Origin of the sequence: Thioclava sp. DLFJ5-1 (assembly GCF_002020115.1) — a bacterium.
Lineage (GTDB): Bacteria > Pseudomonadota > Alphaproteobacteria > Rhodobacterales > Rhodobacteraceae > Thioclava > Thioclava sediminum.
The window spans coordinates 1,111,759-1,125,360 of the sequence record NZ_MPZU01000001.1; the positions used below are offsets into that span (position 1 = coordinate 1,111,759).

At 61.1% G+C, this 13,602-nt stretch carries 14 protein-coding genes; 9 read left to right on the top strand and 5 right to left on the bottom strand.

Going from position 1 to position 13,602, the window contains the following annotated elements; genetic code table 11:
- Position 1 precedes the first annotated feature (1 nt).
- From BMI86_RS05300 to uxaC, 3 genes are all read right to left on the bottom strand, one after another.
- Positions 2-559: a TRAP transporter small permease gene (locus tag BMI86_RS05300; protein WP_078540066.1), complete on the bottom strand. Its 558-nt coding sequence runs from the start codon at positions 557-559 to the stop codon at positions 2-4.
- Between the two features lie 62 nt (positions 560-621).
- Positions 622-1,602 carry a TRAP transporter substrate-binding protein gene (locus tag BMI86_RS05305; RefSeq protein WP_078540067.1) on the bottom strand — a complete coding sequence of 327 codons (981 nt, stop codon included), beginning with the start codon at positions 1,600-1,602 and terminating at the stop codon, positions 622-624.
- Between the two features lie 28 nt (positions 1,603-1,630).
- The gene (gene uxaC, locus BMI86_RS05310; protein WP_078540068.1) at positions 1,631-3,037 is read right to left on the bottom strand and encodes a glucuronate isomerase; all 1,407 of its coding nucleotides are present in this window, start codon (positions 3,035-3,037) and stop codon (positions 1,631-1,633) included.
- Positions 3,038-3,135: 98 nt separating this feature from the next.
- On the opposite strand from uxaC, the gene BMI86_RS05315 reads away from it, so the two are divergent.
- The gene (locus BMI86_RS05315) at positions 3,136-3,843 is read left to right on the top strand and encodes a GntR family transcriptional regulator (protein ID WP_078540069.1); all 708 of its coding nucleotides are present in this window, start codon (positions 3,136-3,138) and stop codon (positions 3,841-3,843) included.
- A 305-nt stretch (positions 3,844-4,148) separates the two neighbouring features.
- Here BMI86_RS05315 and ugpC read toward each other — a convergent pair whose 3' ends face one another.
- Positions 4,149-5,225, bottom strand: coding sequence for a sn-glycerol-3-phosphate ABC transporter ATP-binding protein UgpC (ugpC, locus tag BMI86_RS05320; protein WP_078540070.1), 1,077 nt, complete (start codon positions 5,223-5,225; stop codon positions 4,149-4,151).
- 102 nt (positions 5,226-5,327) lie between these two features.
- Between ugpC and BMI86_RS05325 the strand changes: the two genes are divergently transcribed.
- The 8 genes from BMI86_RS05325 to BMI86_RS05360 all read left to right on the top strand — a co-directional run bounded on the left by BMI86_RS05325 (position 5,328) and on the right by BMI86_RS05360 (position 13,040).
- Complete coding sequence (locus BMI86_RS05325; RefSeq protein WP_078540071.1) at positions 5,328-6,035, top strand: GntR family transcriptional regulator; 708 nt, start codon at positions 5,328-5,330, stop codon at positions 6,033-6,035.
- A complete protein-coding gene (locus tag BMI86_RS05330; RefSeq protein ID WP_078540072.1) occupies positions 6,032-6,934 on the top strand; it encodes an alpha/beta hydrolase in 903 nt (300 codons plus the stop codon). The genes BMI86_RS05325 and BMI86_RS05330 overlap by 4 nt, the downstream gene beginning before the upstream one ends.
- 30 nt (positions 6,935-6,964) lie before the next feature.
- A complete protein-coding gene (locus BMI86_RS05335) occupies positions 6,965-8,182 on the top strand; it encodes a sugar ABC transporter substrate-binding protein (protein ID WP_078540073.1) in 1,218 nt (405 codons plus the stop codon).
- Positions 8,183-8,259: 77 nt separating this feature from the next.
- Positions 8,260-9,174: a sugar ABC transporter permease gene (locus BMI86_RS05340; RefSeq protein ID WP_078540074.1), complete on the top strand. Its 915-nt coding sequence runs from the start codon at positions 8,260-8,262 to the stop codon at positions 9,172-9,174.
- Positions 9,171-10,004: a carbohydrate ABC transporter permease gene (locus BMI86_RS05345; protein WP_078540075.1), complete on the top strand. Its 834-nt coding sequence runs from the start codon at positions 9,171-9,173 to the stop codon at positions 10,002-10,004. Before BMI86_RS05340 ends, BMI86_RS05345 begins: the two co-directional genes overlap by 4 nt.
- A gap of 39 nt (positions 10,005-10,043) precedes the next feature.
- Complete coding sequence (locus BMI86_RS05350; RefSeq protein ID WP_246831627.1) at positions 10,044-10,904, top strand: sugar phosphate isomerase/epimerase family protein; 861 nt, start codon at positions 10,044-10,046, stop codon at positions 10,902-10,904.
- A complete protein-coding gene (locus tag BMI86_RS05355) occupies positions 10,901-11,899 on the top strand; it encodes a Gfo/Idh/MocA family oxidoreductase (protein WP_078540077.1) in 999 nt (332 codons plus the stop codon). Before BMI86_RS05350 ends, BMI86_RS05355 begins: the two co-directional genes overlap by 4 nt.
- Before the next feature lie 877 nt (positions 11,900-12,776).
- The gene (locus tag BMI86_RS05360) at positions 12,777-13,040 is read left to right on the top strand and encodes a hypothetical protein (protein ID WP_078540078.1); all 264 of its coding nucleotides are present in this window, start codon (positions 12,777-12,779) and stop codon (positions 13,038-13,040) included.
- A 37-nt stretch (positions 13,041-13,077) separates the two neighbouring features.
- Here BMI86_RS05360 and BMI86_RS05365 read toward each other — a convergent pair whose 3' ends face one another.
- On the bottom strand, positions 13,078-13,467 hold the full coding sequence (locus tag BMI86_RS05365; protein ID WP_078540079.1) for an antitoxin Xre-like helix-turn-helix domain-containing protein: 390 nt from the start codon (positions 13,465-13,467) through the stop codon (positions 13,078-13,080).
- Between the last annotated feature and the right edge of the window lie 135 nt (positions 13,468-13,602).

The following is a 13,602-nucleotide window of genomic DNA, read 5'->3' on the forward strand; positions in this document are numbered from 1 at the left end:
CTCAGTTCCCTTCGCCAGTTACAGCTTCGCCCTCGAGCTCCGCCGCGTCGTGATCGTCGCCGAACCGCGACGTAGACAGACCCGCGAGCCGGCGCAGGATGCGCTCGGCGCAGAAGATCATCAGCAGCGCTCCGCCCGCCGCGACCGGCACGAAGCGGAAGGCCCCGGAAACGCCGAGCCCCGAAATCGTCGTGGCGGCCATCTTGTCAGCCAGCTCCCAGCCGTATTTGAGCATCCCGAAACCGAAAGCCGCGACAACGAGGTCCGAGATCGAGAAGAAGGTCAGGCGCACCTTTTCGGGCAGCACGAAAAGCAGCACGTCGAAGCTGAGGTGGTAGCCCTCCCGGATGCCGACAGCCGCGCCGAGAAAGATGAACCAACCCATCAGGATCACACTGGCCGGTTCGGCCCAGAACAGGCTTGAGCCGAGGACGTAGCGGTAAAAGACCTGGGCGAAGACGAAAGCCGTCATCAGCACCAGCCCGATCCCTGATAGCCATAGGGCAGCGCGGCCCAACCAGCCGGTCCAGACGGCTAGTTTCTCCACAACGTTGCGCATCGGAGGGAACTCCACGGAAAGAATGTGCCCCCGCCCCTATGGGCGGGGGTCGATGGGTCAGATCACTCGGTCGCTTGAATGCGTGCCACCAGATCCTTCGCTTCGGGCGTGGTCACGTATTTGTCGTAGACCGGCTTCATCGCGTCGATGAAGGGCTGCTTGTCGATGTCCTTCACGACTTTGACGCCAGCCGCTTCGACCTTGTCCTCGGATTTCTTTTCCTGCTCGGCCCAGAGCTTGCGCTCGAGCGTTTCCGAGTTCTTCGCAGCAGCCTTGATGACCTTCTGGTCTTCGGGGCTCAGCTTGTTCCAGGTCGTGAGCGACATCGCCACCAGTTCCGGAACCATGAGGTGCTGGTCCTGCGTGTAATAGGGCGCGACCTCGTAATGGCCCGAGCTGTCATAGGAGGGCCAGTTGTTCTCCGCACCGTCGATGACGCCGGTCTGGATCGAGGAGTAGACCTCGCCATAGGGCATCGGCGTGGCATTGGCCCCGATCGCCTTCATCATGTCGACGAACACGTCGTTTTGCATGACGCGGAACTTCATGCCCTGAAGATCGTCGATCGATTTGATCGGATGCTCGGAGTTGTAGAAGCTGCGCGAACCGGCGTCGTAATTGGCCAGCTGCACCAGATCATGTGCCTCGAACGCCTTGCCGACTTCGGCGCCGATCGGGCCGTCGAGAACGTGGTGCTGATGTTCGACCGAACGGAACAGGTAGGGCAGCGAGAACAGCTGCGTTTCCGGAACGATGTCGTTGAACGTGCCGAACGAGGCGCGCACCATGTCGATCACGCCCAGCTGGGTCTGCTCGATCGTATCCTTCTCCTCGCCCAGCTGCGCGGACGGGTAGACCTCGATGCAGATCCGGCCATCGGTCTTCGCCTCGACCTCCTTGGCCATCGATTTCACCGCCTCGACGGTCGGGTAGCCGTCGGGGTGGGTGTCCGACGAGCGCAGGGTCATGTCGCAGGCCGACGCGGTCGTGACGCTGGCGGCCGAAATCAGCAGCGCAGCGATAGGTGTCAGTGTCTTCTTCATTACTTCTCTCCTCCCAGAAAGTGCTCAATCAGAGCTTGTAGGCTTGGCGTGCAAGCCTGTGTGTGAGGTCATGAATGACCTCAGAAGCTTCCTCCTCCGTCAGCCGCCCGGTGGCGACCAAGTTGGCAAGGAATCCGGCATCGACCCGGCGCGCGACGTCATGGCGCGCGGGGATCGACAAATAGGCACGGGTGTCGTCGTTGAAGCCGACCGTGTTGTAGAAACCCGCGGTTTCGGTGGTCATCTCGCGGTAGCGCCACATGCCCTCGAAACTGTCATGGAACCACCACGCGGGACCAAGGCGCAGACAGGGATAGACACCCGCCAGCGGCGCCAGTTCGCGCGCATAAGTCGTCTCGTCGAGCGTGAACAGAATGACGCGCAGCTCGGGGTCCTGCCCCACCGCATCGAGAAGCGGTTTGAGGGCTGCGACATAATCGGTGCGCGTCGGGATATCGCAGCCCTTGTCGCGCCCGAAGCGGGCTAGGATAGGGTCGGAATGGTTGCGCGACGAGCCGGGATGGATCTGCATCACCAGACCGTCCTCGCAGGACAGCTTCGCCATCTCGGTCAGCATCTGGGCGCGGAATGCCTCGCGCTCCGCCGCGTCCGCTTTCCCCGCGAGCACCTTGTCATAGAGCGCCTCTACCGCGGCGCGATCCAGATTGAGCGTCGCGGCACTCGGATGACCGTGGTCGGTCGAGGTCGCCCCGAAAGAGGCGAAATAGGCGCGCCGGTCGCGATGGGCGTCCAGATAGGCCGCGAAGGATGTGCCCGACTGCCCGCCAAGCTGACAGAACGTCTCGACATTCTGCGCGAAGCCTTCGAAATCGGGATCGACCACCGGATCGGGGCGATAGGCGGTGATCACGCGCCCGCCCCACCCGCTTTCGCGGATCATCCGGTGCCATTTCAGATCGTCGAGCGGGCTTTCGGTAGTCGCGATCACCTCGATATTGAACTGATCGAACAAAGCGCGCGGGCGCATCTCCGGGCGCTGAAGCGCCTCCGAAATGCGATCGTAATACATGTCCGCGGTGTCGGCGCTGAGCCGCTCGGTGAAGCCGAAGATCGTCTCGAACGCATGGTCCAGCCAGATCCGCGAGGGCGTGGCGCGGAACAGGTGGTAATGCTCCGCGAACAGCCGCCAGATCTTGCGGCCATCGGTTTCCGTCTCGCCGCCATCGACGCGCGGCACGCCAAGCGCTTCCAGCGGCACGCCTTGGCTGTGAAGCATCCGGAACACATAGTGATCGGGCGTCACGAAAAGCTGGGCGGGATCGGGAAAGGCTTCGTCCTGCGCATACCAGCGCGGATCGGTATGGCCGTGGGGTGAGATGATCGGCGCGTCCTTGATCGTGTCATAGAGATCGCGCGCAAGGGCACGAACCCCCGGATCCGCTGGCAGCAGGCGATCTTTATTCAACAGCGCCATGGTCTATCGCTCCCCCTGTAGCTATTTTCTTAGGTGGACTACCACCGAACTGATAAACTAATATGCTAGAATACCCGGACCGTCAACGAGGAGTTCCGATGCCCGCGCCCCTGCCTTTGACCCAGCTTGATCAGAACGCACGCATGTCGGTTTCCGATGTCGTTTTCGAACATTTGCGCCAACAGGTTCTGGGGCTATCCCTGCCACCGGGCACCAAGCTCTCAGAAGTGGAGGTCGCCAAGCAGATGGGGGTTTCGCGCCAGCCGGTGCGCGATGCCTTCTACCGTTTGTCGAAGCTCGGATTTCTTGTGATTCGACCTCAGCGTGCGACGACGGTCTCGCTGATTTCACGCGAAGCGGTGCTGCAGGCGCGCTTCATTCGCAACGCGCTCGAGGTTGAAACTGTGCGCGTCGCGGTCGCCGCATTGACCGATGAGGATCTTGCGGCGTTGCGCGATCTGATCGAGCAACAGCGTGCCGCAATGGAAAAGGGTGAGAAGACCAAATTCCACGAACTGGACGATCAGTTTCATCGCGAGATCTGCACCCGTGCCGGGCTCGGCTTCACATGGGAACTGATCGCCGAGAACAAGGGGCACATGGACCGCGTGCGGATGCTGTCGCTGTCTTTCGCCTCGCGCGATGCGTTCGACGATCACGTGAAGATCCTGAGCGCGCTCGAAAGCCGCGACCTTGATCGGGCGACTCAGGCGATGCGCGATCACCTGTCGCGCATCCTCGACCAGATCGACCGCATTCAGGACGATCACACTGATCTTTTCGAGGTCGCGCCTCGGCAAGAGTGAGGTCAAGATATTATAGCATCCGTGAACTTCCGCCTTTGGTCGTCCATCGAATTTAAGACAGAGGCTGCTATCAGCCGGCGCCGCAGCCTCGAAGAAGCTTAAGCTTGGGCACCCCTTTCTCCAGAGGGGCAATTAAGCGCTTGCTGTCATCCTTCCTGAAGATCCGCACAGCGAGAGAGCAATCTTGTCAAAACCATCTATCGGACCCGCCTCTCTCATCCCGATAGATCGGAGCAAGGGAATTCCTTAAAACTCAATGCGTTACGAACTTCTCACGACAGCCAACCAACACGAAAATCGGAGTTTCAAACAGTCGCCAGCCTCTTCCCGGTTTCAGCATCGAAGTAATGCAAATTCTCCATAGCGTAGCTAAGAGGGATCGGCGTGCCAGCCGTCAGGCGGGAATTCGGATCGAGTCGCGCTGTCAGTTCATGCGCACTGAAGCTGCAGATCGCCATCAGGTCCGATCCGAGCGGCTCGAACACTTCGGGCACGGCCCGGATCATCTCAGCCCCCTGCCCGGCCAGGGTCAGATGCTCAGGGCGAACGCCCACATCGATGCGCGCCCCGTCTGCTGCCGCGACCGCGCCCAGCGGCATCGCCTGATCGCCCAGACGCAGCTGCGGAACATCTCCGGACCGGTCCAGGATTCCCGACATGATGTTCATTTGCGGCGAGCCGATGAACTCCCCCACGAAGCGTGTCTCAGGGTTGGAATATAGCTCCATCGGAGCACCCTGCTGCACGATATGACCTCCCCGCAGCACCACGACGCGATCTGCAAGCGTCATCGCCTCGGTCTGATCATGGGTGACGTAGATCATCGTCGTGCGCAGCATCGCGTGAAGTCGTTTGATCTGGGTGCGCATCTCGACCCGCAGCTTGGCATCGAGGTTCGACAAAGGCTCGTCGAACAGAAAGACCGAGGGCTCACGAACGATAGCGCGTCCCATCGCGACGCGCTGCCTCTGGCCACCGGAAAGTTGACCGGGTTTGCGATCGAGAAAATCAGCAATTTGCAAGATGCCCGCCGCGCGCTCGACGCGCTCGTTGATCTCAGCCGCTTTGAAACCACGCATCTTGAGGCCGAAACCGATATTGGCGCGGATCGTCATATGCGGATAGAGCGCGTAATCTTGAAACACCATCGCCACATCGCGATCGCGCGGCTCGAGCTCATTGACGACGCGACCGCCGATCGACAACTCGCCATCGGAGATTTCTTCGAGCCCCGCGATCATTCTCAGCAAGGTGGACTTGCCGCAGCCCGAAGGCCCGACAAATGCGACGAACTCTCCGTCGGCGACGTCCAGATCCACACCGTGCATCGCCCGCACGGCCCCGTAATCCTTGACGATCTTGCGTAACGAAATCTCTGCCATGGCGCGTTGTCTCCTCCCGTTCGAAATGCGCTTGCATTATCGATAATTTGCATGTTATCGATATTGATAATCTGAGGCAAGCCACGAAATTGGGAAAGACGAATGGCCGCGGAAAGTTTTGATACGTTCACGTCGACCGGCGGCGCAGTCCGCCCCTCGGGCCGACGCAGCCACCAGGTTTTCGAGGCTCTGCAGCAGGAAATCGTATTAGGCACCTTGCTGCCCTCAAGCGCGTTGACGGAACTAGATCTCGCGCAACGGTTCGGCTGCAGCCAAGGCACGATTCGCGAAGCGTTGATGCGGCTAAACGAAGAAGGGCTGGTCAACCGGCTGCCCAACCGGGGGACGCATGTGGCCCCCTGTGCTGCTGATGACGCGCGCGCCCTTCTGGAGATCCGCCGCGGAATAGAATGCAACCATCTCGACCGGGTGATGGCTCGCACCGACGCCGCCTTGCTTGGCGAGTTGCGCGCAAGGCTGGACGCGATGCGCAACGCCGCGCGCGACGGCGATGAATACCGGCTTTCGACCCATGACCGCGGATTTCACGCACGGCTCTTTGCCGCGGCCGATCTGCCGCTCGTCACCCCCATCCTCAGCCGGTGCCTGATCCACAACCACCGCTACAAGATTCTGAATTCGCAACCCAATCGTGCGCTGGAAGAGACTGCCGAACGGCATGTTCCGATCATCGCGGCTCTTGCCCAAGGCGACGTAGAACATCTGCGGCAGCTACTTGATCACCACATCACCACGATTGTGGATTTCGGCCCCGATCTGCGCGCGAGCGATGCCGGAGAGCAGTCATGACACGCCTCAGCGCCTCGATGGAACCGGTGCTTGAACGCCTCGCACAAGAGGATGCCGGTCTGGGCGATCCCACTCTGATGGCGCCGCGTCTCGGGCGCGCGCTCGCCGAAATGACCAACGCCCGCTGGAACGCCGACCTGCCTCCGATGGAGACGCGCACGGTGCTGATAGGTGACCTGCCCGCGCGGCTTGCGACGCCGCCGAACGACGACGGGCGTCACGCGATCTTGCATGTGCATGGGGGCGGCTGGGCGTTTTGCTCTGCGCTAACCCACGAAGGCGCAGCGCGCCGGCTCGCGCTTGCCTGTGGCTGCCCGGTGCTGACCTTCGATTATCGTCTGGCACCGGAAAATCCCTTTCCGGCCGGGCTCGATGACGTCGAGGCGGCTTGGGAGGCGCGCGACAGGACCCGGCATTGGAGTATCGCGGGCGACAGCGCCGGGGCGAACCTCGCGCTGGCGCTGATGCTGCGCAGGATCTCGGCGGAGACCGATCTGCCGCAAATGGGACTTCTTTTCTACGGCGTCTACGGCGCGGATTTCGAGACAGCTTCCTACCGCACCTATGCCGCGGGGCCGGGCCTGACACGCGACAAGATGCAACGCTATTGGGATTGGTATTGCCCCGCCGGAGACCGAAAAGAGGCGACGGTCTCACCGTTGGCTGCGGATGATGCAGCTCTGCGTGCCCTGCCACCGCTCTACCTGAACGCCGCCGAGATCGACCCGTTATGCTCGGACAGCGACCAGCTCGCGGCGCGCCTTCACGCGTTGGGGCGCAACGATCCTTATGACCGCATCGAAGGCGTCGTTCACGGCTTCATGCAGATGGGCAGCATCCTGCCCGAGGCCCGCGCGGCCTTCGCTCGTGTGGGCGAGGTATTTCAACAGACCGTCTGAGGAGAACGGTCAACCCAAGGGAGGAGAAAGATGAAACGGATCAAAACCTTCGGACTTGCCTCGATTCTGGCCATGGCGGCCGGGATCGCGCATGCCGACAGCACCGTGCATTTCTGGTATCACTTCGACAATGCCGACAACCCGATGAGCGACTTGGTCGCGAAATTCGAAAAGGAAAATCCCGGCATCAAGATTGATGCTCTAAACGTGCCTTGGAACAGCTACTATGACCAGCTTTACACCGCAATTATCGGGGGCAATGCACCCGACGCGGCGATGGTCAAGATGTTTGCCCAACCGCGCCTGATCGAGATGGGCGCGCTAGAACCGATCGACGATCAGCTCTCGAAGTGGGCCGGCAAGTCGCAGATCGACGAGAACCTCTTCAAACTTACGCAAGCGGCAGATGGTGAGCATTATTACCTGCCGATCCAATACGTGATCCTCTACCTCTACTACCGCACCGACATGTTCAAGGAGCTGGGCCTGACCCCTCCGAAAACCTGCGCGGAGTTCGAGGAAGACGCCAAGAAGCTCACTCGCGACACCAATGGCGACGGAACACCCGACGTCTATGGCTTCGGCTTTCGCGGCGCCAAGGGTGGCCAGGACCAATGGGCGAGCTTCACCCTCGGCCGTGAGGGCGTAAGCCTGACCAAAGGTCTGACCTCGGATGCAGGCATCGCGGGCACGCAATTCGTGCAGGACCTGTTCCGCAAGGATCACGTCTTCCCGCCGTCGGCTCCCAATGACGGCTTCTCGGAGATCATCGGTGCGTTCAAGGCGGGCAAGACCGCGATGACGATCCACCATATCGGCTCGGCCAATGGCATGGTCGAGGCTCTTGGCGACAAAGTCTCGGCAGTGCCGGTGCCCGAATGTGGCGGTGGACGCTGGACGGCATTCGGTGACGAGAGCACCGCAATCTTCTCAGGCGCAGAGGACAAGGAGGCTGCCTGGAAGTGGATCTCGTTCCTCTCGAGCCCCGGAAACAACGCCAAGTTCAACGAGGCGACCGGCCAGCTGCCAGTCGTGAAATCGGATGCGGACAGCTGGACGCTCCAGCCCAAACGCTTCGTTCAGGCCACGGTGGGCTCGCTACCCTTCGCGCATCTCTATCCGAACGTTTCTCAAACCTCGGACTTCGTGAACACCGTCTGGCCCACCGCGATGCAAAGGGTTCTGACCGGGGAGATCACGCCCAAGCAGATGAACGAGGAAATCGCCAAACTCTATAACGGCGACTGATCCCGCCGACGCAGCCGGGGCGCGCGCGCATCCTTCGTGCGCGCCCTTTTCCAAACCTGCCCTGATTGGCTTCGAACATGACAAGACCAGAGCTTTCCACCTCCCCGCAGCGGCGTGGGCTGGGCCGTCGCGTGCTGCCCTACGCGATGCTGTCGCCAGCCGTGCTGGTAACCTTGGCCATCGTCTTCCTGCCGATGCTGCAAACCGCATGGATGAGCCTGCACGATTACGTGCTGTTCCGACCGAATGCCTTCGACTTCGTCGGGCTGAAGAATTTCAAGGCCGCGCTGAACGATGAGGTTTTCTGGATATCGCTGCGCCACACCGCAATCTGGATGGCAGCGACTATCCCCGCGCAATTGCTGCTGGGACTGATCACGGCCCTCCTTCTAAACCAGGAGTTTCCGTGGCGCCCGTTGGCCCGCGCATTGGTGATCATCCCCTGGGCGCTGCCCTCTGTCGTGATCGCACTGATGTGGGTCTGGATCTACGACAGTAATTACGGCATCGCCAACGAGTTCCTGCTTCGGGTCGGTCTTATCCAGAAGGCGATCCCGTGGCTTGCCGACCCGAAGACCGCCCTCGGCGCGATCATTGTCACGCTGACATGGCAAGGCTTTCCTTTCTTCGCGGTGATGATCCTTGCCGGGCTGCAATCGATCCCGCGCAGCTATTACGAGGCGGCATCGATCGACGGCGCCTCGACCTGGCGTCAATTCTGGCACATCACCCTGCCCGGCATTTCTGGAGTGATGGCGACCGCGGTCCTGCTCAGGCTGATCTGGGTGGCCAACAGCTTCGACGTGATCTTCGTGATGACCGGCGGCGGCCCCGGCTACTCGACCTACACGCTCCCGCTCTACGCGTTCATCAAGGCCCGCACGAACCTCGATTTCGGCTACGGCTCGGCGGTCGCGGTCCTGTTCACAGCCATGCTGATGGTCGTCGTGGTCTTCTATCTGCGCCGGACCGGAAAGGCGGTGTCCTCATGAGCCTGCGCAAACGCTCCCGCCTCAACCGCTTTCTGGTCGTCGAACTACCGATGCTGGCGGTTCTCACCTTCACGCTCGGCCCCTACCTGTGGATGCTGATCACTTCGCTCAGCCCGCAATCGACACTGTTCACGCAAGGCCCCTCGATCTGGAACGCGACGATCGAGAACTACACGCGCCTCTTCGAGACGGTGGGCTTTGGGAAGAACCTTCTCGACAGCTTCATCGTGGCGGCGGGCACCGTCGTCGTGGGCCTCTCGCTCTCGATCACGGCGGCCTACGCGTTCTCGCGCTTCAACTTCCGGGGCAAGCGGATCCTGATGCTGCAATTCCTGCTCATCAACATGTTCCCGCTGGTGCTGCTGATCCTGCCGCTCTTCGTCTTCATGCGCCGGCTGCACCTGCTCGACACCCACCTCGCGCTGATCATCGCCAATTCGACCGTCGCGATCCCCTTCTCGATCTGGATGATGGTCAGCTACATGAACGGCATCCCACGCTCGCTCGACGAGGCGGCAATGACCGATGGCTGCACCCGCCTGCAAGCGCTGCGCCGCGTCGTGCTACCTCTGTGCCTACCCGGCATTATCGCCACCGGTATCTACATCTTCATCACCGCCTGGAACGAGTATCTCTACGCCCTCACCCTCGGTGGACGCGACGTGCGCACGATCACCGTCGCCGTGCAGACACTCATCGGCGAATACGAAGTGCAATGGGGCCTGCTGACGGCGGGTGGGATCGTCGGCGCATTGCCCGCGACCGTGCTCTTCCTCATCGTTCAGAAACGCCTGATCTCCGGCCTCACGCAAGGCGCTGTGAAAGGCTAGAAAGGACCTATCTTGAAAAACCCGATTGGTATCATCTCAATGCAGTTCACCCGGCCATTCACCGGCAAGGACCTGCACTATTTCGCCCATGCTGCGGAGCTTGGCTTCGACTTCGTCGAGCTACTGGTGCCCGAACCAGAGGACGATCTGCCGCTGGCCGATGTCAAAGCCGCAGCTTCCGATGCAGGTATCTCGCTGGTGCTGGCGGCGCGGGTCAATCCGCAACGCTCCATCGCATCCGATGACCCGGAGAATGTGAAAGGTGGCCTCGATTATCTGAAGTTCTGCGTGGAGGTCGCGGCCGAGTTGGGCGTCGGCATCGTCGGCGGCCCGCTCTACGGGGAACCGATGGTCTTCGGGGGGCGTCCACCCTGCCCGCGCAGCGATGACCAGATCGCGGCCCGCGCCGATCGCACTATCGAGGGCTTTTCGCAGGTGGCGCCGTTGGCACGTTCGGCGGGCGTGGTTCTCGCAGTCGAGGCCCTGAACCGGTTCGAAACGGATATCCTCAACACCACCCGTCAGGCGGTCGAACTGGTCGACGCGGTCAATGATCCGGGTTGCCAGCTGATGCTCGACACTTTCCATATGAACATGGAGGACCGCTCGATCGCCGATGCGATCCGACTGGCGGGGCCCCGCATCGCGCATTTCCAGGCCAATGAGAACCACCGCGGGCACCCCGGCACCGGGCATCTCGACTGGACCGCGATCATGCGTGCCCTGCACCAAGTGAGCTACGATGGGCCGATATCTCTCGAGCCGTTCCGGCGGGCCGATGACCGCATCGCTCTCCCCATCGCGCAATGGCGCGCGCCGCGCGAAGATGAGTCCGACAAGTTGCGCGCCGGTCTGGGCGTGATCCGCAATTCGCTGACGCTCGCGGAGGTAGACCAATGATGAAGATCGGCTGGATCGGCTGTGGGCGCCATGCGCGCCAAATGCTGCTACCTCAACTCGGGCGCAACGACATTCGCATCGCGGCGCTCTGTGATCGCGATGCAGCGGCGCTGACCCGCACCGGCGAGGAATACGGTGTCACCGCGCTGTTCTCCGACTTCGAGGACATGATCTCCACGCCTGGACTTGACGCGATTGGCATGGCCGTGGGGCCGGAGCTTCACCGGATGGCGACGCTGGCCGCGCTCAAACGCGGGTTGCCGGTTTTCATGGAGAAACCTCCCGCCGCCACCGCCGAAGGCGCCCGGGAGATCGCACGTGCCGCGCAGGCCGCGAAAAAACCGGTCATCGTCGGCTTCATGAAGCGCTACTCGACCGGCAACAAGATCGCAAAGAACGTCCTCGATCATGGGGAGTTCGGCCCCGTTCTCGGGATCACCGGAGCCTACATGACCGCCCCGACCTATTTTCAGGGCGAGCCCGACTACACCGGCTTCTTCCTGCATCACTGCGTGCATTACATGGACCTGATCCCATGGTTCGCGGGGGACGATTTCGGCGACATGCAAGTGCGCCACGTCTCTCCCGCACCAGGCAAACTTTTGCTACACCTCAATTTCACGACGCAGACCGGCGTGATTGGCAATATCGTCATGGGCACCGTGCAATCGCGCGGGACCCCGATGGAAGAGATCCGCATCATGGGCGATCACGCGCGCCTGCATGTCGACAATATCATCGATGTGGCGCTCTATCGCGATCCGCCCTTCAAGGCCGACGATCCAAGGGCAATGCTCGATCCAACCTGCGATACCTTGAGCTGGCGACCGAACTTCACGGCGGCCGCGAATGAGGATCACAAAGGCTACGCGGCGCTCCTCTCCGATGCGGCGGCAGTGCTGCAGGGCGAGAGCCGCAATGTGCCCGATATCGAGGACGGCGTGCGCGCGATGGAACGTCTGGAACGGATGATCACACAATTGAACCTGCAATGACGGCATAGCCGAAAAGATCAATCGATCGCGGAAGGTAGCGAGCGCCCGTTTGGTCAAACCCTACTGGGTTTTCCAGTTTGATTATCAGCGCACGGCTGTCCTTGAGCCATCAGTGCGACGGCTCGCGGGGCCGCTGGACAGTTTCATCCGCCGTTCGATCGGATTTTTGCTTCGAGAAGGTTGCCGGAACTGACAAGAACGGTGATTGAAGAAACCCGCGAGAGAGCACGCGGGCGACTCGCCCTCCCTGGTGCTCGTTCAACGACATGCCACACCCGAACCGCATATAAACGAGCACATTAAGCGCCGGGCCCGTAGGTGCTCGTTTAACAGCGCGGGGGTGCTCGGTTCGCGACATGCCATATCGTTGAACGAGCCCCCCTACCACCTCTTAAGCTACTGAAATTTTTAGAAAGCAGGTTTGAACAAATACAGTAAAACGAGCACCCTCTGTTTGAAGGCTCGCATTTGGAAGGATGATCCGACGTGCCTTGGCACATCGATTTCCAGATTCCAGAATTCTCCTTTCAGGCAGCAACGGTCCGTAACCGATCCAGGCAAGCAAATCGCCCCGGCGCGGGACGCCGATCGCGAGAGGGGAAGCGGCGAGCGCGCCGGTGATAAGCTGGCGGAGATCGGTCTGGCGGATCGAGATGTGCTGGAATTCAGCACATGAAGGAAGTTGGCCACCCGCCCGGAGGACGGCAGCACGCAGACCCCACGCATGCGCGCCGCGCCTTGGTCATGACGATGCCATCGCTTCTCGCCGGGATGTCGAACGGATCGTTGCGATATCGATGCAGGCAGCCACAGGAACATATATTATCTCATGAGATCTCGGGCGCGTTGCCTGAGGATGATGAAAATAAGTGGGACAATGTCGCAGATCGCGTCCCTTGTTCTTGGAACGGTTAACGCACCCTATGGTGCGAACTTGTCCGCTCATCAACTCGCCCAGAGCATCTCGGATATCGATGCCGCAAAACGCGCCATCGGCCCCGTCTTCGCATTCTTTTCCGAAGTCCCACTGGAGCTTCAGAACTCCTTCGTGAGCGAGATGGGGCTCTCTCCTCAGAAGGTTCACGAGGTCGCCAGGCACTTGCAGAGCTCCTGCCCGTTTCCCTTGGCACTTGCTCAGTAAACGCTCGGAATGAATATAGCGTCGCCAAGGGCGGTGCTCATGCGCCTTCCAGCAGATCGTCGAGATAGGTCCGGATCGCGAGGATCTGCGGCAGGCCACCCTCGATGGCTGCCTCGACCGGACAGCGGCCATCAAACAAGTGACCTGCATTCGGCCGCGCGAACCAGCTTCTCGCGAGCGGCTCGGAAAAATAGAGCTCGAGCGCCTCGTAGATGCCCACCACCGCGCTCAGGCGCAGGAGCTGATCTCTGGTCAGGTCGCCCGCGAAATCAGGCTTCTTGGCACGCGTCCACTCGCTTTCGGACATATCCGCGAGGCCGGCGGCCTCTTTCTCGCTGAGACCCCAGGACGCGGCGACGCGTGCAAAAGCTTTCAGCGCAACAGCGGCGATCTGCGTCGGATCTTGAGTTTTGCCGTTCGTCTGCATTTCGGGCTCGCTTAGTCACTGCGAGGAGGATAGTGCGCCGCGCCAACAGTCAAAAGCTCCATTTGAGAGCCTCTCCCGGGAAAGGCCATGCGGGTTTGCATGGTTCCCCTTGGCGGGCTGAGGGTATCTTGCAGC

What these genes read in the sequence shown, in the direction of transcription:
- BMI86_RS05325 (WP_078540071.1), top strand. Translation starts at nt 5,328, where the DNA reads ATGGCCGCGGAAAGTTTTGATACGTTCACGTCGACCGGCGGCGCAGTC.
- BMI86_RS05350 (WP_246831627.1), top strand. Translation starts at nt 10,044, where the DNA reads ATGCAGTTCACCCGGCCATTCACCGGCAAGGACCTGCACTATTTCGCC.
- BMI86_RS05300 (WP_078540066.1), bottom strand. Translation starts at nt 559, where the DNA reads ATGCGCAACGTTGTGGAGAAACTAGCCGTCTGGACCGGCTGGTTGGGC.
- BMI86_RS05315 (WP_078540069.1), top strand. Translation starts at nt 3,136, where the DNA reads ATGCCCGCGCCCCTGCCTTTGACCCAGCTTGATCAGAACGCACGCATG.
- BMI86_RS05355 (WP_078540077.1), top strand. Translation starts at nt 10,901, where the DNA reads ATGATGAAGATCGGCTGGATCGGCTGTGGGCGCCATGCGCGCCAAATG.
- BMI86_RS05340 (WP_078540074.1), top strand. Translation starts at nt 8,260, where the DNA reads ATGACAAGACCAGAGCTTTCCACCTCCCCGCAGCGGCGTGGGCTGGGC.
- BMI86_RS05305 (WP_078540067.1), bottom strand. Translation starts at nt 1,602, where the DNA reads ATGAAGAAGACACTGACACCTATCGCTGCGCTGCTGATTTCGGCCGCC.
- BMI86_RS05330 (WP_078540072.1), top strand. Translation starts at nt 6,032, where the DNA reads ATGACACGCCTCAGCGCCTCGATGGAACCGGTGCTTGAACGCCTCGCA.
- uxaC (WP_078540068.1), bottom strand. Translation starts at nt 3,037, where the DNA reads ATGGCGCTGTTGAATAAAGATCGCCTGCTGCCAGCGGATCCGGGGGTT.
- BMI86_RS05365 (WP_078540079.1), bottom strand. Translation starts at nt 13,467, where the DNA reads ATGCAGACGAACGGCAAAACTCAAGATCCGACGCAGATCGCCGCTGTT.
- BMI86_RS05335 (WP_078540073.1), top strand. Translation starts at nt 6,965, where the DNA reads ATGAAACGGATCAAAACCTTCGGACTTGCCTCGATTCTGGCCATGGCG.
- BMI86_RS05345 (WP_078540075.1), top strand. Translation starts at nt 9,171, where the DNA reads ATGAGCCTGCGCAAACGCTCCCGCCTCAACCGCTTTCTGGTCGTCGAA.
- BMI86_RS05360 (WP_078540078.1), top strand. Translation starts at nt 12,777, where the DNA reads ATGTCGCAGATCGCGTCCCTTGTTCTTGGAACGGTTAACGCACCCTAT.
- ugpC (WP_078540070.1), bottom strand. Translation starts at nt 5,225, where the DNA reads ATGGCAGAGATTTCGTTACGCAAGATCGTCAAGGATTACGGGGCCGTG.